Source organism: Roseococcus sp., from assembly GCF_965227005.1.
Lineage (GTDB): Bacteria > Pseudomonadota > Alphaproteobacteria > Acetobacterales > Acetobacteraceae > Roseococcus.
Genome location: NZ_CBDDFJ010000018.1, coordinates 254,745 through 274,695 on the forward strand (window position 1 = coordinate 254,745; position 19,951 = coordinate 274,695).

At 69.6% G+C, this 19,951-nt stretch carries 23 protein-coding genes and 3 pseudogenes; 22 read left to right on the plus strand and 4 right to left on the minus strand.

All coding sequences use genetic code 11. From position 1 onward, the window contains the following. Window positions 1-70: 70 nt before the first annotated feature. From ACO057_RS09835 to ACO057_RS09850, 4 genes are all read left to right on the plus strand, one after another. Window positions 71-1,393, plus strand: a complete 1,323-nt coding sequence (locus ACO057_RS09835) for a hypothetical protein (protein ID WP_421991116.1) — start codon at window positions 71-73, stop codon at window positions 1,391-1,393. Between the two features lie 116 nt (window positions 1,394-1,509). Beyond that, window positions 1,510-1,848 carry a Lin0512 family protein gene (locus ACO057_RS09840; RefSeq protein ID WP_421991118.1) on the plus strand — a complete coding sequence of 113 codons (339 nt, stop codon included), beginning with the start codon at window positions 1,510-1,512 and terminating at the stop codon, window positions 1,846-1,848. Window positions 1,849-1,862: 14 nt separating this feature from the next. Further along, window positions 1,863-2,204: a Lin0512 family protein gene (locus ACO057_RS09845; protein WP_421991120.1), complete on the plus strand. Its 342-nt coding sequence runs from the start codon at window positions 1,863-1,865 to the stop codon at window positions 2,202-2,204. 73 nt (window positions 2,205-2,277) lie between these two features. Further along, window positions 2,278-3,519, plus strand: a complete 1,242-nt coding sequence (locus tag ACO057_RS09850) for a Zn-dependent hydrolase (protein WP_421991122.1) — start codon at window positions 2,278-2,280, stop codon at window positions 3,517-3,519. Window positions 3,520-3,681: 162 nt separating this feature from the next. On the opposite strand, the gene ACO057_RS09855 is transcribed toward ACO057_RS09850, so the two are convergent. Further along, window positions 3,682-4,164, minus strand: a complete 483-nt coding sequence (locus ACO057_RS09855) for a peroxiredoxin (RefSeq protein ID WP_421991124.1) — start codon at window positions 4,162-4,164, stop codon at window positions 3,682-3,684. Between the two features lie 98 nt (window positions 4,165-4,262). Here ACO057_RS09855 and ACO057_RS09860 point away from each other — a divergent pair, with 98 nt between their 5' ends. The 5 genes and pseudogenes from ACO057_RS09860 to ACO057_RS09880 all read left to right on the plus strand — a co-directional run bounded on the left by ACO057_RS09860 (window position 4,263) and on the right by ACO057_RS09880 (window position 7,288). After that, on the plus strand, window positions 4,263-4,874 hold the full coding sequence (locus ACO057_RS09860) for a YqgE/AlgH family protein (protein ID WP_421991126.1): 612 nt from the start codon (window positions 4,263-4,265) through the stop codon (window positions 4,872-4,874). A gap of 84 nt (window positions 4,875-4,958) precedes the next feature. Next, a complete protein-coding gene (locus ACO057_RS09865) occupies window positions 4,959-6,044 on the plus strand; it encodes a PA0069 family radical SAM protein (protein ID WP_421991128.1) in 1,086 nt (361 codons plus the stop codon). A gap of 147 nt (window positions 6,045-6,191) precedes the next feature. Next, on the plus strand, window positions 6,192-6,629 hold the full coding sequence (locus tag ACO057_RS09870; RefSeq protein ID WP_421991130.1) for a hypothetical protein: 438 nt from the start codon (window positions 6,192-6,194) through the stop codon (window positions 6,627-6,629). Between the two features lie 72 nt (window positions 6,630-6,701). Continuing rightward, a pseudogene (locus ACO057_RS09875) lies at window positions 6,702-6,887 on the plus strand (transposase); the annotation flags it as partial. 203 nt (window positions 6,888-7,090) lie between these two features. After that, window positions 7,091-7,288, plus strand: a complete 198-nt coding sequence (locus ACO057_RS09880) for a hypothetical protein (protein ID WP_421991132.1) — start codon at window positions 7,091-7,093, stop codon at window positions 7,286-7,288. Between the two features lie 107 nt (window positions 7,289-7,395). Here the strand turns inward: ACO057_RS09880 and ACO057_RS09885 are convergent, their stop codons facing one another. Then, on the minus strand, window positions 7,396-7,875 hold the full coding sequence (locus tag ACO057_RS09885) for a TlpA family protein disulfide reductase (protein ID WP_421991134.1): 480 nt from the start codon (window positions 7,873-7,875) through the stop codon (window positions 7,396-7,398). Here ACO057_RS09885 and argH point away from each other — a divergent pair. The 12 genes and pseudogenes from argH to ACO057_RS09945 form a co-directional block, all read left to right on the plus strand. Next, window positions 7,796-9,252 (plus strand): annotated as a pseudogene (gene argH / locus ACO057_RS09890) (argininosuccinate lyase). The gene ACO057_RS09885 and the pseudogene argH sit on opposite strands and share 80 nt — an antisense overlap. After that, a complete protein-coding gene (locus tag ACO057_RS09895; protein ID WP_421991136.1) occupies window positions 9,249-9,446 on the plus strand; it encodes a hypothetical protein in 198 nt (65 codons plus the stop codon). The pseudogene argH and the gene ACO057_RS09895 overlap by 4 nt, the downstream one beginning before the upstream one ends. 109 nt (window positions 9,447-9,555) lie before the next feature. Next, entirely contained in the window at window positions 9,556-9,681 is a 126-nt protein-coding gene (gene ykgO, locus ACO057_RS09900; protein ID WP_421991138.1) for a type B 50S ribosomal protein L36, read from the plus strand. A gap of 127 nt (window positions 9,682-9,808) precedes the next feature. Beyond that, window positions 9,809-10,201: a YkvA family protein gene (locus ACO057_RS09905; RefSeq protein ID WP_421991140.1), complete on the plus strand. Its 393-nt coding sequence runs from the start codon at window positions 9,809-9,811 to the stop codon at window positions 10,199-10,201. 10 nt (window positions 10,202-10,211) lie between these two features. Further along, window positions 10,212-11,846, plus strand: coding sequence for an ABC1 kinase family protein (locus ACO057_RS09910; protein WP_421991142.1), 1,635 nt, complete (start codon window positions 10,212-10,214; stop codon window positions 11,844-11,846). 73 nt (window positions 11,847-11,919) lie between these two features. Continuing rightward, window positions 11,920-13,359 (plus strand): FAD-linked oxidase C-terminal domain-containing protein, encoded by a 1,440-nt coding sequence (locus ACO057_RS09915; protein WP_421991144.1) that lies wholly within the window; start codon window positions 11,920-11,922, stop codon window positions 13,357-13,359. Further along, window positions 13,356-14,519, plus strand: coding sequence for an FAD-binding protein (locus ACO057_RS09920; RefSeq protein WP_421991146.1), 1,164 nt, complete (start codon window positions 13,356-13,358; stop codon window positions 14,517-14,519). Before ACO057_RS09915 ends, ACO057_RS09920 begins: the two co-directional genes overlap by 4 nt. 3 nt (window positions 14,520-14,522) lie before the next feature. After that, window positions 14,523-15,830, plus strand: a complete 1,308-nt coding sequence (gene glcF, locus ACO057_RS09925; protein ID WP_421991148.1) for a glycolate oxidase subunit GlcF — start codon at window positions 14,523-14,525, stop codon at window positions 15,828-15,830. 40 nt (window positions 15,831-15,870) lie between these two features. Continuing rightward, window positions 15,871-16,851, plus strand: a complete 981-nt coding sequence (locus ACO057_RS09930) for a Bug family tripartite tricarboxylate transporter substrate binding protein (RefSeq protein WP_421991150.1) — start codon at window positions 15,871-15,873, stop codon at window positions 16,849-16,851. Between the two features lie 40 nt (window positions 16,852-16,891). After that, the gene (locus tag ACO057_RS09935; protein ID WP_421991152.1) at window positions 16,892-17,449 is read left to right on the plus strand and encodes a tetratricopeptide repeat protein; all 558 of its coding nucleotides are present in this window, start codon (window positions 16,892-16,894) and stop codon (window positions 17,447-17,449) included. A gap of 533 nt (window positions 17,450-17,982) precedes the next feature. Further along, entirely contained in the window at window positions 17,983-18,627 is a 645-nt protein-coding gene (locus ACO057_RS09940) for a dihydroxyacetone kinase subunit DhaK (RefSeq protein WP_421991154.1), read from the plus strand. Window positions 18,628-18,885: 258 nt separating this feature from the next. Continuing rightward, window positions 18,886-19,002: pseudogene (locus ACO057_RS09945) on the plus strand (DAK2 domain-containing protein); the annotation flags it as partial. A 192-nt stretch (window positions 19,003-19,194) separates the two neighbouring features. Here the strand turns inward: ACO057_RS09945 and ACO057_RS09950 are convergent. Further along, window positions 19,195-19,398 carry a cupin domain-containing protein gene (locus ACO057_RS09950; protein WP_421991174.1) on the minus strand — a complete coding sequence of 68 codons (204 nt, stop codon included), beginning with the start codon at window positions 19,396-19,398 and terminating at the stop codon, window positions 19,195-19,197. Next, complete coding sequence (locus ACO057_RS09955; RefSeq protein ID WP_421991176.1) at window positions 19,395-19,550, minus strand: hypothetical protein; 156 nt, start codon at window positions 19,548-19,550, stop codon at window positions 19,395-19,397. The genes ACO057_RS09950 and ACO057_RS09955 overlap by 4 nt, the downstream gene beginning before the upstream one ends. Before the next feature lie 163 nt (window positions 19,551-19,713). On the opposite strand from ACO057_RS09955, the gene ACO057_RS09960 reads away from it, so the two are divergent. Beyond that, on the plus strand, window positions 19,714-19,951 hold a 238-nt coding region (locus tag ACO057_RS09960), incomplete at its 3' end, for a hypothetical protein (protein WP_421991156.1).

The window sequence follows — 19,951 nt, forward strand, 5'->3', positions numbered from 1 at the left end:
GACTCTCGCGACGATGCCTCCCTCCCACCAGCGCTGACCGACACGCCCCTCGGGGGCAAGGAGGGCCTGGATGGACGTCACCATCGTCTTCACCGTGGCCTTGGCCGGCGATGCCACGCCGCATCACGCCAAGCCCCCGACGCTGCGGCGCACGCTCCCCGATGCCGAGGCCATCCCGCTGACCAGGGCGGGGACCGGCTTCCAGGCGCGCGTTTCCCTGTCCCTCATCGGTGCGAGCTTCGTGCTGAAGCTGTCGGGGCAGGATTATTTCGACACCGAGATCGGCTTTTCGATCCTGCCGACATCGCCTTTGCCCACCGTTCTCGCGCTGAACGACCTCGTGCGCCGCGTGAGCACCCGCGCGGGCCCGGTCGTCGCCTTCGAGATCCTGGCGCCGCAGCTGCGGGAAGTGGTCGGGCCGGGCGCGGCCTTCGATCCGGTCCAGGCCGTCAACCGGATCGAGGACGATCCCCTTCAGGCCTTTCCCCGCCCGGCGAAGGTGGGCCCGGGGAATGGGGTGGCGCCGCCGCGCGCGCGCGACAGCGACGACTTCCTCCGGCCGGTCGACGTGGCCGTCGAGCCCTCGAGGCTCCGCTTCTTCGAGCATCGAAGCGGCCACCCTCTCATCGCGACCTATGTTCCCAGCCGCGCCTTGCCGACCGCGGGCGACTACATCGTCTATTTCAAGCCGCCGAAGCACAACGCCGCCACGCCGAAGGCGGTCGTGGAGGGTTATCTGAGCCGGAACGGCGCGACCTCGCTGCTCGCGGGCATCGAGCAGGCCCGGTCGACGGCGGTCATGTGCTTTCTGATCGGCGAGGCGGGCCGCCCCTCGGAATTCCTGGTCAGCGCCAATGGCATCGCCTCGATGGTGCAGGAGATCGACGCGCGGCTGCGGGCCGGCAACCCCTTCCTCGTGGGGCGGGGCGTCCGCTCCGTCGCCCTGGCGGGCTTCAGCCAGGGCGGGGAGTTCCTGGCCAAGGTCCTGCGCAATGTCACGACGTCGCGTCTCGCCGGGCTGCTGAAGGCCGTCTTCATCTTCGACTGCTACTTTCCGGCCGGCGAGGGCAAGTTCAAGACCGACCTGCGGGCCTGGTTCAACTCGGCCTCGGACCTGGTGATCCGCTCCTATTGGGGCTTCACGGTGCATCCCTGCGATCTTTATGCCGGGGAGCATCCGGGTGTTCCGGCCGATGACGGGGCCGAGACGCGCAGCGTGAGCTTCGGCCATCCGGCGGGCGTGCCGGACTATATGTGGGTGCATTTCACCGACGCCTTCCTGAAGCATCATGGCCGCTCGCTCGCGGCGCGGACGGACCTGCATCACGCGATCCCGCAACTGTTCCTGTCGCATGCCCTGCGGACGGCGGGGATGGCGCGCTCCCTGGTCTGAGGGAGGGGCCGCGGCGGTGTCGCGCCCGGGCGGGCGTGGACAGGGGGCGTCGCGAGGTCCTACCGTCCGCCTCCGCCGTCTTCGGGCGGAATGAGGCAGCGTCCAAGGAAGCGATGATGGCGTTTGAACGCATGGTGCTCGAAATCGGCATGGGCACCGATATTCGCGGCGCGGATTACACCAAGGCGGCCGTGCGCGCCCTGCGCGACGCGCTGTGGCACAACACGCTCACCCTCGGCGCCGTCGTCGGCCAGCCGGTCGATGCCATGGAGGTCGAGGTGCTGATCGGGGTGCCGAAGCCCGAGCTGGTCGACAAGGCCGAGGTGCTGGCCATCCTGCCGCACGGCACGGGCACGGTGACCGTCGTCGAGGGCGGGCTCGAGATTCCCAATGACGAAGGCACGGGATCGACCGTCATCGCCAATTGCTGCGCCATCGTGCGCCTCGACATCTAAGGGAGGGCGCGAAGATGGCCTTGAAGCGAATCATCCTCGAGATGGGGACCGGCAACGACCTGCATGGCGGGGACTACACCAAGGCGGCGCTGCGCGCGGTCCAGGACGCGCTGCATCATTCCTCGCTGTCCTTCATCCGCACCCTGGGCCTCGACATCCACAAGATGCAGGTGGAGGTGACCATCGGCGTGCAGCGGCCCGACCAGGTGGATATCGAGGCGGTGCGCAAATCCCTGCCCTATGGCGTCGTCACGGCCAAGGCGGTGAAGGGCGGGCTGGACGTGCCGGAGGAAGGACGCCACGACCGGGCGGTGATCGCCTCCGCCGCCATCGCGGTGCGCTTCGATCTGCCGTGAGGAGGGGCGTGCCGCGGCCGTAGACCGGCCCAAGCCGATTTCGTCTTTTCCGATCCTCGCCTAAGCTCGCGGCATGAGCAGCAGCACGAACCAGAAGATCAACGGCGCCCGTCTCTGGGACGCCCTCATGGCCATGGCCGAGATCGGCGCGACGCCCAAGGGCGGCGTGAAGCGCCTGACGCTGACCGAGGTCGACAAGGCCGGCCGCCGGCGCTTCACCGAATGGTGCGAGGCCATCGGCCTCACCGTCCGCGTGGACTCCATCGGCAATATGTTCTGCCGCCGCGAGGGGCGCGACCCGACGCGCAAGCCCGTGCTTCTCGGCAGCCATCTGGACAGCCAGCCGACCGGCGGCAAGTTCGACGGCGCACTGGGCGTGATCGCGGGCCTCGAGGTCATGCGCACGCTCAACGACCTCAACATCCAGACCGAGGCGCCGATCGAGCTGGTGAACTGGACCGACGAGGAGGGCAGCCGCTTCGGCCACTCCCTCATGGGCAGCGGCGTCTGGGCCGGCGTCTATGAGCAGGACAAGGTCTATGGCCTGAAGGATCTCGACGGCGTGAGCGTCGGCGAGGCGCTGGACTCCATCGGCTACAAGGGCGCGCACGCGGCGAAGCCCTTCCCGGCCGATGCCTATTTCGAGCTGCACATCGAGCAGGGCCCCTTCCTGGAGCGCGAGGGCAAGCAGATCGGCATCGTCACCGGCGCGCAGGCGCAGGTCTGGTACGACGCCGTCATCACCGGCCAGGACGCCCATGCCGGCACCACGCCGCCCTCGACGCGCAAGGACGCGCTGGTCGCCGCCGCCCGCGTGATCGCCAAGGTGGACGAGATGATGCGCGCGCGCGGCGATGACGGCCGCGGCACGGTCGGCCGCCTCCAGGTCTTCCCCAACAGCTGCAACGTGGTGCCCGGCGAGGTGCGCTTCAGCATCGAGTTCCGCCACCCGGACGGCGCGCAGATCGACGCCATCGCGAAGTCCTTCCCCGCCGAGGCCAAGGCCCTGGTGGAGGAGGGCGGCTGCGCGCTGGAACTGAAGGAGCTCTTCGTCATCCCCGCCCAGCCCTTCGACGCGGAATGCGTGGACCTGGTGCGTCAGGCGGCGAAGCGGCTGGGCTATCCGGCGCGCGAGATCATCTCGGGCGCGGGGCATGACGCGGTCTATGTGGCGCGGCTGATCCCGACGGCGATGATCTTCACCCCCTGCAAGGACGGCCTCAGCCACAACGAGGCCGAGAGCATCCTGCCCGAGGAGGCCGAGGCCGGCTGCCAGGTGCTGTTCGAGGCGGTCGTCGCGCGGGCGAACCGGTAGAGCAGATCCCGGTCAGGCTGCTTCACCTGATCGGGTGAAGATACTCGGAAAACAATAGGTTAGAGCTTTTGAAGTGAGTCTGTCCGAACGGAAAAAGCTCTAGAGACGAAAAACGCCGGCCGCGCGAGGCGGCCGGCGTTTCCCGGGACTTCTAAGCCAGGCTCAGAGCGCGGCGAGGACGGCTTCGGCCTTGCTCACTTCGAAGGCGCCGGCGGCTTCCACGGCCACATGCGTTACCACGCCGTTCTTCGCCACCAGGGCAAAGCGCTGGCTGCGCACGCCCAGGCCACGCGCCGTCAGGTCGAATTCCAGGCCCATCGCCTTGGTGAAGGCGGCGCTGCCATCGGCCAGCATCACGACCTCCTCGCCGATCGACTGGTCCTTGCGCCAGGCGCCCATCACGAAGACGTCGTTCACCGAGATGCAGGCGACCGTGTCCACGCCCTTGGCCTTCAGCTCGGCGGCATGGGTCACGAAGCCCGGCAGGTGCTTGGCCGAGCAGGTCGGCGTGAAGGCGCCGGGCACGCCGAAGAGGACGACGGTCTTGCCGGCGAAGAGGTCATCGGTGGAAACCTCCAGCGGACCATCGGCCGTGGCCTGCATGAGCTTGGCCGAGGGGATCTTGTCGCCGATCTTGATCGTCATCCGGGTGTTCCTCCGAGGGGATATTCCAAAATATGTAGGCGGTCCCGGAAGGCCTGTCACGCTTGCGCCGGCAATGTCGCGACCTCACATTCCTCGTCATGGCAAGACAAGACTGGAAATCGGCCTTCGGGGCCGCCACGCCCTCCCAGGATCTGGAGACGCAGCTCGCCGGCCAGCTGCTGGTCGCCATGCCGAGCCTGCGCGACCCGAATTTCGCGGGCAGCGTGATCGTCCTCTGCGCGCATTCCGCCGGCGGCGCGATGGGGCTTATCCTGAACCATTCCATCCCCAGGCTCACCTTCGAGGAATTGCTCAAGCAGGTCGGCGTGGAGCCGCTGCCGCCGCAGCGGAGCATCCGCCTGGTCAATGGCGGCCCGGTCGAGGAAAGCCGCGGCTTCGTGCTGCACAGCGGCGAGTGGAAGGCCGAGGGCTCGCTGCCCATCGAGGGCGGCTACGCGCTGACGGCGAACCTGGACATCCTCAAGGCCATCGCTTCCGGCGGCGGGCCGCGCCAGGGGCTACTGGCGCTCGGCTATGCGGGCTGGGGCGCGGGGCAGCTGGAGAGCGAGATCGCGCGCAACGACTGGCTGTCCGTGCCGGCGGATGACGACCTGCTCTTCGGCGGGGAGGACGCCACGCGGTGGCGCCGCGCCTTGGCCAAGCTGCACATCGACCCCCTGCTGCTGTCAGGCGAGGCGGGGCACGCCTGAGGGTCTGGCATATTCACTTTTTGTTCTTGACGCAGGCGAGGGCATTCGCCACCTTCCGTACAGGAACAAGAAGAGAACACGGTCATGCCCGACGGTGCTCATTATCCCCATGCCCAGAAGGGCCGCGGCGCGGTCTCCAACCCGCATGTGCGCTTCGAGACACAGTCCGCCGAGGCCTTCGACGACGGCTGGGGCGCCCTCCTCGAGGACGTGCCGCCGCTGCGCACGACGCTGACGCGCGAGGCCGCGAAATCCGCGCTCAACTACAATGACAGTCCCGATATCGGCTTCGACCGCTCGCTGAACCCCTATCGGGGCTGCGAGCATGGCTGCGTCTACTGCTTCGCCCGGCCGAGCCATGCCTATGTGGGTCTTTCGCCCGGCCTGGATTTCGAGACGAAGATCCTCTTCAAGCCCGACATGCCGGAGATCCTGGCGCGCGAGCTGTCGCGCCCCGGCTATAAGGCGAAGCCCGTGACCCTGGGCGCCAATACCGACCCCTATCAGCCCATCGAGCGCACGCAGGGGCTGACGCGCCGCATCCTGGAGGTGCTGGAGCGTTTTTCGCACCCGGTCACGATCGTCACAAAGGGTGCGGGCGTGATCCGCGACATCGACATCCTGACGCGGATGGCCCGCAAGAACCTGGTGCGCGTCTGCGTCTCCATCACCACGCTGGACGCAAGGCTGGCGCGGGTGATGGAGCCCCGCGCGGCGAGCCCGCTGCGGCGGCTGGAGGCGGTGCGCCAGCTCTCGGCGGCCGGCATTCCAGTGGCGGTGCTGGCCGCCCCCATGATCCCGGGCATCAACGACGCCGAGCTGGAGAAGATCGTGGAGGCCAGCGCCAAGGCGGGGGCGGATAGCGCGGGCTATGTGCTGCTGCGCCTGCCGCTGGAGCTGAAGCAGATCTTCGAGGAATGGCTGGACCAGCACTTTCCGGATCGCGCGGCGAAGGTGTTGGCTTTGGTGCGGCAGACGCGGGGCGGCAAGCTTTATGATTCGGCGTTCGGGCAGAGGCAGAGCGGGCAGGGGGTCTATGCCGGAGTGCTGGGGCAGAGGTTCGCGCTGGCGGTGAAGCGGGCGGGGATGGCGGAGCGGGTGTGGGCGAAGGGGTTGGATTGCGGGCAGTTCAATGGGCGGGCGGATGATCGGCAGTTAGCGTTGTTGTGATTATAAAATCGTCATTCCTCAAGAGATATTTTGTTGACCATCACGATATTATCAGAAATAGATATTCATCTTTACATGGAATAATTGTATTTAATTTCATAAATAGAAATTTTGGAGGAAATATTGATTCATCCGCGGGAATTTACAGTGGGAAATATCACTCATGCTTCGCCCCTGAGCCTTGTTCTCCCTATCTCGGCAGATGGAAATGCGTTTTTAATAGGTGGAACAAAGGAAAAGCCATGTGCAGTATTTCTGAATGGCGAGCAGGACAAATTTCAGTTTTTTGAGGCCGATGAGGGCTATAATTGGACCGGCATAATTATTCCGGATGTCCATATTGAAGTTGATCCCAAAAGTATTGGTCAGAATTTCGGGAAAGCAGGGTCTTTGTTAAGAAAAGATGCGGATATCTCGATTAACGGGCGGTTACCTCGGGGGTTTGGCGGAGTTAGGCGCGTATTGTTGATGGATGGACTGCCAGAATCTGACAAGGATTATTCGGCCACTTTTTCAAACTGGGTGGTGGTTTTGGGAAGTGGTCCTTCGAGGCGTGTCCTATGGGAAGGGTCGGCATTAACGTGATGGAGGGAATCCGTGTCGTAAGGGATCCTTAGGCGGTCTTGCAATTTTAGGATTATTAACCTAAAATGCGGCATGCCCGCTCCCCTCCGCATCCCCCACACTCTCCTCTCCGATGCCGAATGGGCCGCCCTCCTCCCCCACGTCCGCCGCGCCACCCGCCCCGGCCGCCCCTGCGACCACCGCGCCCGCTTCGACGCCATCTTCCGCGTGGCCGCCACCGACGGCCCCTGGCGCGACCTCCCCGAACATCACGGCAAGCCTGACACCATCTCGCGCTACTTCCGCCGCCTCACCCATCAGGGCCTCTGGGAACACCTGCTTCTGGCCCTGGCCGCCGCCCCCGAGGGGCATGCGATCAAAAACCTCCTTGGCCCCATCTGCCGCGCTGCCCGCCGCGCCATCCCGGCTGCGCGGCCTGCGCATCATCCTTCTCGCCCGCCGCCTGAACCTCAAGCGCGCGCTTGCCCGCCCCGCCCTGGATGTGCCCCGATCCGGATTTGTCCGAAATCGTCTTCGCCCTGCCACTTCCGCAGCGCATGCCGCCGACGCGCGCCCTGCGAAGGGCCGCCATCGACTACCTCTGCACCATCCGGAAGCTGCTCACCGTCGCCGCCGGCCGGCGCTACATCCCCCGCGCCCTTCGGTACTGCTGGCCATGACGAAAATCCTAGCCGACCAGCCGCCGCACCGCCGCCATCATGGCCGGCGTGTCCCAGGCCGCGTCGCCCCTCCAGCCGGGCGCGCTCCTGGCCCGTCCGGTCCACGATCACCGTCGTGGGCAGCCCCGCGCGCGCCCAGCGCCCGCGCCGCCGCGCCGCGCGGGTCGAGCCAGACGCCCAGTCCCGTCAGCCCCACGCGCTGGTAGAAGGCGTCCACTACCCGGCTTGCCGCCGCGATCCGAGGAGAGCGGCAGCACCGCGATCCGCTCGCCGGCCAGCGCCGCCGCCATTTTCTCCAGTGCGGGCATCTCGGCCACGCAGGGCGCGCACCAGGTGGCCCAGAGGTTGAGCACCAGCCCCTGTCCGGCGAAGTCCGAAACGGTCTTTTCCTGGCCCTCGGCGTCGAGGAAGGTGAAGGCCGGCAGGGGGCGCGCCTCCTCGCGCAGGCGCTCGGGCCCGGCGGCGGCGCGCGCGGCTTGCGTCGCCATAATGGCGGGGGCTACGACCATGCCAGCCTGGATCAGCCGGCGGCGCGACATCAGCACGGAAGCGGTACTCCCCTTGTCCATCCCGAACGAAACCAACACGAATCAGCAATGGGGGCGGCCGCTTCGCGGAGGGCCCCTCGGCCATCATGCAGGCCATCAATGCCTCGATCGGCTTCGATGCCAAGATGTGGCGGCAGGATATCCGCGGCAGCCTCGCCCATTCGGCGATGCTGGCGCATGTGGGGATCATCTCCGCCGATGACGAGGCCGCGATCCAGAAGGGCCTCGCCGACATCGCCCAGGAGATCGAGGCCGGGCGCTTCGAATGGTCCGAGGCGCTGGAAGACGTCCACATGAACATCGAGGCCCCGCCTGACCGACCGCATCGGCGAGGCCGGCAAGCGCCTGCACACCGCGCGGTCGCGCAACGACCAGGTGGCCACCGACTTCCGCCTCTGGACCCGCGACGCGATGGACGGCCTGGCCGCCCAGATGCTCGATTGCGTGAAGGCCTTCGTCGCCCGCGCCGAGGAGCATGCCGGCACCATCATGCCCGGCTACACCCATCTCCAGCCCGCCCAGCCGACCACCTTCGGCCACCACATGCTGGCCTATGCCGAGATGATCTGGCGCGACCGGGGCCGCATGCTCGACGCCCGGGCCCGGCTGAACGAGAGCCCGCTGGGGTCGGCCGCCATGTGCGGCACGGGCTTCCCGACGGACCGGCACATGACCGCCAAGGCGCTGGGCTTCGACCGGCCGACGCGCAACAGCCTGGACGGCGTGGGCAGCCGCGACTTCGCGATGGAATTCCTGGCCGCCTGCGCGATCTGCTCGGTCCATCTGTCGCGCCTGGCCGAGGAGATCGTGATCTGGACCAACCCCTCCTTCGGCTTCGTGAAGCTGAGCGACGGGCTGACGACCGGCAGCTCCATCATGCCCCAGAAGCGCAACCCCGACGCGGCCGAGCTGGTGCGCGGCAAGACCGGCCGCATGACCGGCAACCTGGTGGGCCTGCTGACGGTCGTGAAGGGCCTGGCCCTGACCTATGCGAAGGACCTCCAGGAGGACAAGGAAGGCGTCTTCGACTCGGCCGAGAACCTGACCCTCTGCCTCGCCGCCACGGCCGCGATGGTGAAGGACATGCAGCCCAACATCGCGAAGATGGCGGCGGCGGCCGGGCAGGGGTTCTCCACCGCGACGGACCTGGCCGACTGGCTGGTGCGCGAGCTGAAGCTGCCCTTCCGCGACGCGCATCACGTCACGGGCAAGCTGGTGGCCAAGGCGGAGGGGCTGGGCGTGGATCTCTCCGGCCTCACCATCATGGAGATGCGCGAGGTGGAGCCCCGGATCGACGACAGCGTCTTCGGCGTGCTGACGCCGGCGGCTTCGGTGGCCTCGCGGCGGTCCTATGGCGGCACGGCGCCGGACAACGTCCGCGCGATGGTGGCGGAATGGAAGGAACGGCTGAAATGAGGGCGCTGCTGATCATCCTGGCGGCCTCGGTGCCGCTGGTCGCCTGCGGCCGGGTCGGGCCGCCGCGCCCGCCGGGCCCGCGCGAGGCGCTGACCTATCCGCGCCAGTATCCGGCGCCGACGGCGGTGGACCGCGAGGTCACGCGGACGCGCGCGCTCGGGATTCCGCCGGGTGTGGCGCCTTCCGCGCCGTGAATCGGGCCGCCGGCGGTTGACTCTGCCGGTGTGCCCGACTAATTCGCTGCCTTCTCGGGGCCGGCGTCGTCTGCCCCGCAACCCTTTTCGCGTTTTGTGAGTCCGCGCCATGAAGATCCGCAACAGCCTGAAGTCCGCCAAGTTGCGCGACAAGAACTGCGTGGTGGTCCGCCGCCGTGGCCGTCTCTACATGCTGAACAAGAAGAACCCCCGCTTCAAGGCGCGCCAGGGCTGAGGCCCGGCCGGCCGGGACCGTCCCGGCTGGCATAGGCCCGGTTTTCCGGGCCGCTTGCCCCGGCGACTGTTTTTGCCGGGACTTTCGTTCCCCATATGTCATCATAAGGCATGTGGGAGCCGATCGCGTGAGAGCACCGGGTTTTCTGAAGAAGCGGTTTCTTTCCTTCCGCCGCGAAGCCGTTCTTCTCGGATTCGCCATCAGAAACCCCGCGACGCCCTGGTATCTGAAGGCCGCGAGCCTTCTGGCCGGGCTCTATCTCATCAGCCCCATCGATCTCATTCCGATCACCGTGCCGTTCCTCGGCGTGCTGGACGATGCCATCATCGTCCCCACGGCCGTGGCGCTCATCACGCGGTCCCTGCCTCTGGCGGTCGCTGCCGAGGCGGGCGGGAAAGCCGACGTCTTCGTCCAGCGCTGGTTCAAGCGCCCGCTCCTCGCGGCGGCGCTGATTCTCGGCGGCCTGGTCGTGATCTGGTTCGCCGTCCTCTATCTCCTTTACCGCCTGATCCTTGGCTGACAGCGTGACCATGCTGGAAACCACCATGGTGGCGGCGCGCGACCGCAAGCGCCTCGCCGAGATCGCCGCGGTCTTCGCGCGCCACGGCGCAGGCGACATCGCCGTCCGACTCGGGCTCGGCGCGCTGCTTCCGCGCGGAGCCGGGAAGGCCGACCCGGCCTTGACCCAACCTGAGCGCCTGCGTCTGGCCATCGAGGCCCTGGGCACCACCTTCATCAAGCTCGGCCAGATCCTCTCGACCCGCGCGGACCTCCTGCCGCCCGAATGGATCGCTGAGCTGGAGAAGCTGCAGAGCGCCGTCCCGCCCGTCCCCTGGGACCAGCTACGCGGCCAGGTGGAGGAGGACCTCGGCGGCCTGCCCGAGGAGGTCTTCGCCGCCTTCGACCCTGTCCCGCTGGCGGCCGCCTCCATCGCCCAGGTCCATCGCGCCCGGCTGCGCAGCGGCGAGGAGGTGGTGGTCAAGATCCGCCGCCCCGACCTCCGCCCCCGCGTGGAGGCCGATCTGCGCCTGCTCGGCCATGTGGCGGGGCTGGTGGAGGAGAACTGGCCCGAGCTCGCGCGCTTCCGCCCCGTGGAGATCCTGCGCCACCTGGGCGCCGCCATGGCCGAGGAACTCGACCTCTCGGCCGAGGGCCGCAATGCCGAGCTGGTGGCCGCCAACCTCGCCGACCTGCCCGAGATCGTCATCCCGCGCATCCACGGGCAATGGACCTCGGAGCGGCTGCTGGTGCAGGAATTCCTGCACGGCATCCCACCCAATGACCCTGTTGCCCTGGCCGCGGCGGGAAACAGCGGGCCCCTCCTGGCCGAGCGTGGCTCGCGCGCCTTCCTGCGGATGGCGCTGGTGGACGGTGTCTTCCATGCCGACCCGCATCCCGGAAACCTCCGCGCCTTGCCGGGCGACCGCGTCGGCTTCCTGGATTTCGGCATGGTCGGGCGCATCGGCGCGCGGCGGCGCGAGCAGCTGGTGACGCTGGTGGGCGCCATCGTCCAGCACGACGCGGCGGCGGTCGCGAGCCAGCTGCTGGAATGGTCCGGCCGCACCGATCTCGATCTGGGCCGGCTGGAGGCGGATTGTGACGCCTTCGTCGCGCGCCATGGCGCCCCACCCCTGCGGCTGGGCGTGGCCATCACCGACATCATGGCCCTGGCGCGCACCCATGAGCTCGCCTTGCCGGCCGATCTCGCCTTGCTCTTCAAGGCGCTGATCACCGCCGATGGCGTGATGCGGGCGCTCGATCCCGAGTTCGACGCCCTGCGCGTCGCTGCCCCCCTCGTGCAGGAGGAGATGCGCCGGCGCTTCCTGCCCGCCAACCTCCTGGCCAAGGGCGGCAAGGCGGGGCTCGACCTGCTGGCCCTGGCGCGGGAGGCGCCGGGGCTGCTGCGCCTGCTGACCCTGCGCCTGCGCCAGGGCCGTCTCGTCGCCGAGGTCGAGCTGCGGGGGCTGGACCGGATCGGCGCCGATATCCGCTGGGGCGCGACGCGCCTGGCCGTCGCCGTCGTGACGGCGGCCTTCGCGCTGGGCATGGCGCCGCGCCTGCTGGATTTCGGGCCGAGCCTCTTCGGCGTGCCGGTCACGGGGCTGGCCGGCTTCGGGGTGATCGCGGTCGGGCTGATCTGGCTCGTTGTCCCGCGCCGGAGATAGGGCGGGCCAACGGCTTGCGGCCGGGCAAGGTGAGCGACATCTTCATCCTCGAAGACGTCCGGACCCCGTTGTCATGATTCCGCTCCCGGCTCCCAAGCCCGAGATCCTCGCCCGCCGCGACACCATCCTCGCGGACCTGGCGCGCCTGCTGCCCGCCGACGCCGTGATCGGCGAGCCGCTGCGCCTGCGTCCCTACGAGACGGACGGCCTCGCCGCCTATCGGCAGATTCCGCTCGCCGTCGTCCTGCCGCGCACGACCGAGGAGGTCGCCGCCGTGCTGCGCTACTGCAATGCGGGCGGCATCCGCGTGGTGCCGCGCGGGGCCGGCACCTCGCTCTCGGGCGGGGCGCTGCCGCTGGCCGATGCGGTGGTCATCGGCCTCATGCGCATGAACACGATCCGCGAGATCAACTATGAGGACCGCTACGCCATCGTCGGCGCGGGCGTCACCAATATCGGCATCACCAACGCCGTGGCGGGCGACGGCTTCTTCTACGCGCCCGACCCGTCCAGCCAGCTCGCCTGCATGATCGGCGGCAACGTCATGATGAATTCCGGCGGCGCGCATTGCCTGAAATACGGCGTCACCGCGAACAACCTGCTGGGCCTGACCTTCGTCACCATCGAGGGCGAGGTCATCGAGATCGGCGGCAGGCACCTGGACTCGGCGGGCTACGACTGGCTCGGCCTCATCACCGGCAGCGAGGGCCAGCTCGGCATGGTGACCGAGGTGACCGTCCGCATCCTCCGCGGTCCCGAGGGCGCGCGCGCCATGCTGGCGGCCTTCTCCAGCGTGGAGATCGCGGGCGCGGCGGTGGATGCCATCATCGGCTCGGGCATCATCCCCGTGGCGCTGGAATTCATGGACCGCCCCTGCATCCACGCCTGCGAGGCCTTCGCCCATGCCGGCTATCCGCTGGATGCCGAGGCCATGCTCATCATCGAGGTCGAGGGCAGCATCGCCGAGCAGGACATGCTGCTGGACCGCATCCGCGGCATCTGCGCGAAGTTCGACCCCATCAGCATGAAGGTGGCCGAGAGCGCCGAGCAGTCGGCCGCCATCTGGAAGGGCCGCAAGGGCGCCTTCGGGGCGGTGGGCCGCATCTCGCCCGACTACCTCTGCATGGACGGCACCATCCCGACCGGCGAGCTGCCGCATGTGCTGAAGCGCATCAACGAGATGTCGGTGCAATACGGCCTGGGCGTCGCCAACGTCTTCCACGCGGGCGACGGCAATCTGCACCCGCTCATCATGTTCGACGCCAACGACGCCGACAGCTTCCGGCGCGCCGAGGCCTTCGGCGCGGACATCCTCACCCTCTGCGTGGAGGTCGGCGGTTGCCTGACCGGCGAGCACGGCGTGGGCGTGGAGAAGCGCGACCTGATGACCAAGCAGTTCACCCGCGCCGAGCTGACGCTCCAGCGCCAGGTGAAGTCCGCCTTCGACCCGGAATGGCTGCTGAACACGGCGAAGGTTTTCCCCCTCGACGACAACCCGAAGATCGCGGCGTGAACATCATCTCCCCTGAGACCGAAGAGGCCCTGGCCCGCGTCGTCGCGCGCGCCCATGCCGCCGGCCAGCCGCTCGCCATCGAGGGCCATGGTACCAAGCGCGCCATGCTGCGACCCGTGCAGGCAGGCAGCACGCTCTCCACGCGCAACCTCACCGGCATCACGCTCTACCGCCCGACGGAGCTGATGATCCGCGCCCGCGCCGGCACGCCCATCCCCGAGATCGAGGCCGCGCTCGCCGAGCACGGCCAGCACATCATCGCCGAGCCGCCCGACCTGCGCGCGCTCTTCGGCACGCAGGAGCCGGCGACGCTGGGCGGCGTGGTCTCCACCAATCTCTCCGGCCCGCGCCGCATCATGTGGGGCGCGATGCGCGACCATGTGCTGGGCATCCGCGCGGTCGCCGGCGATGGCGAGATCTTCCGCTCCGGCGGGCGCGTGCTCAAGAACGTCACCGGTCTCGACCTGTGCAAGCTGCTGAGCGGCGCGCATGGCACGCTGGGCGTGCTGACCGAGGTGGCGTTGAAGGTGCTCCCGGCCGGCGAGGCGACGGGCACGCTCTCCCTCCGCGTGCCGGATGTGGCGTCCGGTGTGGCCGCGCTGAGCGCCGCTTTGGGCTCGCCCTATGGCGTCAGCGGCGCCGCGCTGCTGATGGGGGCCGAGGGCCTCACCGCTTTGGCGCGCATCGAGGATTTTTCGGAAAGCGTGAGCTACCGCCTCGGTCGTCTGCGCGAGGATCTGGCGCCGCGTGGGGACGTGACGGTGGTCGAGGATCCGCGCCCGCTCTGGCGCTCCATCCGCGATGCGGAACCGCTGGGCGCCGCGCCGGAGGACGCCATCTGGCGCCTCTCCCTCGCGCCCTCGCAGGCCGCGCACGCGGTGGCCGCCTTGCAGGAGGCCTTCGCGGCGAAGCTGATGCTCGACTGGGGCGGGGGGCTCGTCTGGATCGCCGGCCCGGCCACGGCCCAGGCCCATGGCGCGGTGATGCAGGCGGCCGCCGCTTCCGGGGGCACCTTCACCCTCTTCCGCGCCCCTCCGACGCTGGCCGCCAGCGTTCCCGTCCTGCCGGAGGAGCCGCTGCCGCTCGCCGCCATCGCGCGGCGCGTGAAGGCGGTGCTGGACCCGGCTGGCGTGCTCAACCCTGGACGTATGCGGGCCTAGACGATGCAAACCACCTTCACCGCCGAGCAGCTGCGCGATCCGGACACCGCGGAGAGCAACCGCATCCTGCGCACCTGCGTGCATTGCGGCATGTGCACCGCGACCTGCCCGACCTTCCTGCTGCTCGGCGACGAGCTGGATTCGCCGCGCGGGCGCATCTACCTCATCAAGGACATGCTGGAATCCGGCCGCCCGGCCTCGGAGCTGGAGGTCCGCCATGTGGACCGCTGCCTCTCCTGCCTGTCCTGCATGACGACCTGCCCCTCGGGCGTGAACTACATGCACCTGGTCGACCATGCGCGGACCTATATCGAGGCGACCTATAAGCGCCCCTGGCCCGAGCGGATGCTGCGCGCCGTGCTGGCCCGCGTGCTGCCGAGCCCGAAGCTGTTCCGCCTCTCGCTGAAGGCCGCGGCCCTCGCGCGCCCGATGGAGGCACTGGTCCCCGGCCAGTCCATGCTCGCGCAGCGCCTGCGCGGCATGCTGGCGCTGGCCCCTAAATCCCTGCCCGCGCCGAACCCCGTTCAGGAGCCGCAGATCCATCGCGCCGAGGGCGAGCGGCGCGGCCGCGTCGGGCTGCTCACGGGCTGCGCGCAGAAGGTGCTGGACCCCGAGATCAACGCCGCCACCATCCGCCTGCTGACGCGCATGGGCATCGAGGTGGTGATCACCTCCGGCCAGGGCTGCTGCGGTGCGCTGACGCATCACATGGGTCATCACGAGCGCGCCATCTCGGCCGCGCGCGCCAATATCCACGCCTGGTCCGCCGAGATCGCGGGGCAGGGGCTCGACGCGATCGTGGTGAACGCCTCGGGCTGCGGCACCACGCTCAAGGATTACGGCTTCATGTTCCGCGAGGAGCCGGATGCCGAGGACGCCGCGCGCGTGGCCGCGCTGGCCATGGACATCACCGAGGTGCTGGAGAAATTCGCCTATGCGCCGACGCGTGAGCAGCCGGCGCTGACGGTGGCCTATCACTCCGCCTGCTCGCTGCAGCACGGCCAGAAGATCACGGCACTGCCCAAGCAGCTGCTCACCCGCGCGGGCTTCACCGTGAAGGAGCCCGCCGAGGGCCATATCTGCTGCGGCAGCGCGGGCACCTACAACATCCTGCAGCCGGTCATCGCCGGGCAGCTGCGGTCCCGCAAGCTGGAGAACATCCGGCGCACCCAGGCCGACGTCGTCGCCGCCGGGAATATCGGCTGCATGACGCAGCTCGCGGGCGATGCGATGCCGGTGGTCCACACCGTGCAGCTTCTCGACTGGATGGCGGGCGGGCCGAAACCCGCCGGCCTCGACCGCCCCGGCTAAGTCGTTCTAACTTCCGAATAACACCGGGAGTGCAACCAAGATGCTTCGTCGATCCCTGTTCGCCGCGCCCGCGCTGCTCGCGCTGCCCGCACGCGCGCAGACCGCCTTTCCCGAGCGGCCGATCAACGTGATCGTCGGCTTCCTCGCCGGCGGCTCGACCGACATCGCCGCGCGCCTGCTGATCGACCGGATGGCGCCGCAGCTGGGTCCGAATGCGCGCATGGTCATCGACAACCGCGCCGGGGCCGGCGGCTCGATCGGCGCGGAGTTCCTCACGCGCCAGGCGCCCGACGGCTATAATATCGGCGTGCTCTCGGCCTCCAGCCAGGGCACCAACCCGGCCGCCCTTCCCGACACCGTGCGCTACGACGCCGTGGAGGATTTCTCCCACATCGCCATCCTGGGCGGCGGGCCGATGCTGATCATCGTGCCCGGCTCCAGCCCGCATCGGACCCTGGCGGATCTCGTCAACGCGGCCAAGGCGAGCGCGACGTCTCCGCTCTGGGCGAGCTCGGGCGTGGGCGGCATCGGCCATCTGACCGGCTCGCTCTTCGCCCATCGCGCGGGCTTCCGGGCGGAATACGTGCCCTATCGCGGCGGATCGGCCGTGCTGGAGGCGATGCGCAAGGCGGAGGTCGACTTCTCGGCCGAGGTGCTCGCCTCGGCTTATCCGCATGTCCGCGACGGCTCCTCGCGTCCGCTCGCGGTGAGCTCGCTGACGCGCCACCCGCTGCTGCCGGAGGTGCCCACGATGCAGGAATGCGGCTTCAACGGCTTTGACGTCGTCACCTGGAACCTCGTCCAGGGGCCGAAGAACATCCCCGCGCTCATCCTCGCCCGCCTGAACAAGGCCGCCATGGACGCCCTGGCCGAACCCGCCTTGCGCCGTCGCCTCGCCGATGCGGGCGTGGACCCGGCCGAGCCCTCGACGCCCGAGAGCACGCGGGCCTTCGCCGCCTCGGAGCTGGAGAAGTTCAAGTCGATCGTGCGGGAAACCGGCCTCGTGATGGGTCGCGGCTGACTTCGCTTGCGTCGCGGGGCGCGCGGGCGGAAAATCCGGCATGCGCCGCATCCTGCTCGCCCTGCTCCTCCTCGCCCCCGCCGCCTTCGCCCAGCCCGCCTCGAATCCGGCGCAGGCGGAGCGCGACCTCGACCGCGCCTTCGAGGCCCTGCGCGAGGCGACCGACGACCGCGGCGCGCAGATGGCCGAGGCCGCCATCCGCCAGATCTGGGGCCGGCAGGCCACCGCCGCCGTGGGCCTGCTGCTGAACCGGGGCGTGCGCAACCTCCGCGCCAACCAGCCGCAGGACGCACTGGAGGATTTCGACGCGGCCATCACCCTCGCGCCGACCCTGGCCGATGCCTGGCACTGGCGCGCCCAGGCCTATGCGGCGGCCGGCGACCGCGTGGCCGCCGCCGCCGATCTGCGCGAATGCCTGCGCCTCGATCCCCGGCACTTCCCCGCGCTGATCAGCCTCTCGCGCCTCCAGGAGGAGGCGGGCGATGATCGCGGCGCGCTGCTGAGCCATGAGACGGTGCTGGCCATGCACCCCCGCCTGGCCGGCGGCAACCAACGCCTGCGCGACCTGCTGCGAAAGGCCGAAGGCGAGGCGATGTGATTTCCCCTCCCTGAACCCGCCGCGCTGCGCCACTCTGCCCCGATAGGGAGACATCGACATGAAGAAGCTCGTCAACGACCCGCGCCACGTCGTGCGCGAGATGCTTGAGGGCATCTGCGACCTCCATCCCGGCCTGGCCCCTCGCTGGCCAACGAGGACGTCATCGTCCGCGCCGGACTGCCGGTTCCGGCCGACCGCCATGTGGCCATCCTCTCGGGCGGCGGCGCAGGGCATGAGCCGGCCCATTGCGGGGCTATGTCGGCCCGGGCCTGCTGACCCGCCGCCATCGCGGGCGACGTCTTCACCTCGCCCAGCGTGGACGCCCGTCCTGGCCGGAATCCCGCGCCGCGGCCGGTCCGGCCGGCGCCGTGCTGATCGTGAAGAACTACACCCGGCGACCGGCTGAATTTCGGCCTCGCCGCCGAGCTGGCCCGCGCCGAGGGCATTCCCCGTGGAGATCGTGGTCGTCGCCGACGACGTGGCCCTGCGCGACACGGTGCCGCCCGATCGCCGCAGGGGGCATCGCCGGCACGGTGCTGATTCACAAGATCGCCGGCGCGGCCGCCGCCTCGGGCAGGAAGGTCGCCGATGAGGTCGCGGCCCTGGCCCGTGCCGCCGCCGAGAACCTGGGGCAGCATGGGCGTGGCGCTCGGCGCCTGCACGGTGCCCCGCCGCCGGGCGTCCCGGCTTCGAGATCGGCGAGGCGGAAATCGAGCTCGGCCATGGGCATCCATGGCGAGCAGGGCGTGGAGCGCGGCCCGATGCAGCCGGCCGACGCGCTGGTGGACCGCATCCTCGCCACCAATCGTCGAGGATCGCCACCTGCGCTCGGGCGAGCATGTCGTACTGATGGTCAACGGCCCTGGGCGGCACGCCGCCGATGGAGCTGGCCATCGTTGCGCGCCGGGCGCTCGCCGCGCTGCGCGGCAAGGGGCTCATCGTGGAGCGCGCCTGGGCGGGGCGTCTTCCTCTCCGCGCTGGAGATGACCGGGCGTCTCGCTCTCGGTGCTGCGGGTGGACACCCCGCGCCTCGCGCTGCTCGACAGCCATGGCGAGGCGTGCGCCGGCCTGGCCCGGTCCGGGGCGGGGTCGAGCCCTCGCGCCACATGCTGCCCCGGCGCGCCCCGAGCCGCTGCCTGAGGCCTTCCCGCCGGCCGGCCCGCTGGCCCTGGCGCTGAAGCAGGCGGCGATGGCGGGTCGCGACGGCGCTGGAGGCGGCCGAGTCCCACCTCACCGAACCTCGACAGCCGGGCCGGCGACGGCGATCTGGGCATCAGCATGCTGCGCGGCGCGGAAGCCCTGCGCGCCTTGCCCGAAGGCGCCTGGGCCGATCCGCCGACCGCGCTCGAAGCCCATGGCGGGCACGCTGCTGGCGGGCCCTGGCCGGCAGCTCCGGCCCCTTCTACGCGACGGCCCTGCTGCGCGCCGCCCGCGCCTTGCCGCCCACGCCGACGCCGCGGGACTGGGCCGAGGCCTTCGCCCAGTCCGTGGCGTCGATCGGCGAGCTCGGCGGCGCGAAGCCCGGTGACCGCACCATGCTGGACGCCCTGGCGCCGGCCGTGGCGGCCTTTGCCATGGGCGGGGATCGCCGCCGCCCGCGAAAGGCCGCCGAGGACGGCGCCGCCGCGCACGGCACAGATGATCCCGCGGGTCGGCCCGCGCCAGCTATCTCGGCGCGCGGGCCGTGGGCGCGCCCGATGCCGGCGCGGCGGGCCGTGGGCGATCTGGCTTCGGGCGCTGGCCGGCTAGTTCCAAGGGGTTGCAGGAAGGGCGTGCCCGGATCGGGCGACGTAGAAGATGACCACCCGGGCCGGCTCGGTCGCGCTGCGATTGTGGCCGGTCATTGGCACGTTGGGCGGCTCGATCATCGCCCGTCCGGCCGGCACGACCACGGTCTCGCGGCCCTGCAGATCCAAGGTGAAGGTGCCCTCCAGCACGAAGACCGTCACCGGGAAGGCAATGGGTGTGGAAGACGGTTGCTCTGGCCGGGCGCGATGGTCGCGGTGAGGACCTGGACTTCCTGGCGCTCGCCGCGCGGCAGGCCGGCGATGGTTTCGCGCAGCAGCAGGTTCGGCCGGGCGGAATCCTGCGCCCGGGCCATCGCAGGCAGGATCGCTCAGGAGCGACACGGCAAGGCGGAGCGGAAAGCGCATGGGCTCGTCCTCCGACGGGGGAGCCAGGACTTCGTTGCGTTTTAGAACGGACAGGGACGCGCCATCCACGGAATTCTCGCCTCCGGCGCCGGGATGGGCGATGCTCCCGGAATGATTCGCAAGCTGATCCTCCTGCTTGGCCTGCTGTCGGCGGCCTGCGCCGGCCCGCTCGCCGCCGACGACGAAGCGGCCTTGACGCCCGCCGTCCCCGCCCAGCGCATCACCGTCCCCGGCGCCGAGGGCGCGCAGCTTCGCGCCCTGCTCTTCGTCCCCGAGAACCCGACGCGCGAGCCGGTCATCGCGCTGCATTCCTGCTCCGGCCTGGGCACGGCCGAGCGGCCCATCCGCC

Bases quoted from the DNA above. Each gene is read 5' to 3' on its own strand.
- ACO057_RS09835 (WP_421991116.1), top strand. From the start codon at position 71: ATGGACGTCACCATCGTCTTCACCGTGGCCTTGGCCGGCGATGCCACG.
- ACO057_RS09840 (WP_421991118.1), top strand. From the start codon at position 1,510: ATGGCGTTTGAACGCATGGTGCTCGAAATCGGCATGGGCACCGATATT.
- ACO057_RS09845 (WP_421991120.1), top strand. From the start codon at position 1,863: ATGGCCTTGAAGCGAATCATCCTCGAGATGGGGACCGGCAACGACCTG.
- ACO057_RS09850 (WP_421991122.1), top strand. From the start codon at position 2,278: ATGAGCAGCAGCACGAACCAGAAGATCAACGGCGCCCGTCTCTGGGAC.
- ACO057_RS09855 (WP_421991124.1), bottom strand. From the start codon at position 4,164: ATGACGATCAAGATCGGCGACAAGATCCCCTCGGCCAAGCTCATGCAG.
- ACO057_RS09860 (WP_421991126.1), top strand. From the start codon at position 4,263: ATGGCAAGACAAGACTGGAAATCGGCCTTCGGGGCCGCCACGCCCTCC.
- ACO057_RS09865 (WP_421991128.1), top strand. From the start codon at position 4,959: ATGCCCGACGGTGCTCATTATCCCCATGCCCAGAAGGGCCGCGGCGCG.
- ACO057_RS09895 (WP_421991136.1), top strand. From the start codon at position 9,249: ATGAGGGCGCTGCTGATCATCCTGGCGGCCTCGGTGCCGCTGGTCGCC.
- ykgO (WP_421991138.1), top strand. From the start codon at position 9,556: ATGAAGATCCGCAACAGCCTGAAGTCCGCCAAGTTGCGCGACAAGAAC.
- ACO057_RS09910 (WP_421991142.1), top strand. From the start codon at position 10,212: ATGCTGGAAACCACCATGGTGGCGGCGCGCGACCGCAAGCGCCTCGCC.
- ACO057_RS09915 (WP_421991144.1), top strand. From the start codon at position 11,920: ATGATTCCGCTCCCGGCTCCCAAGCCCGAGATCCTCGCCCGCCGCGAC.
- glcF (WP_421991148.1), top strand. From the start codon at position 14,523: ATGCAAACCACCTTCACCGCCGAGCAGCTGCGCGATCCGGACACCGCG.
- ACO057_RS09930 (WP_421991150.1), top strand. From the start codon at position 15,871: ATGCTTCGTCGATCCCTGTTCGCCGCGCCCGCGCTGCTCGCGCTGCCC.
- ACO057_RS09935 (WP_421991152.1), top strand. From the start codon at position 16,892: ATGCGCCGCATCCTGCTCGCCCTGCTCCTCCTCGCCCCCGCCGCCTTC.
- ACO057_RS09955 (WP_421991176.1), bottom strand. From the start codon at position 19,550: ATGGCCCGGGCGCAGGATTCCGCCCGGCCGAACCTGCTGCTGCGCGAA.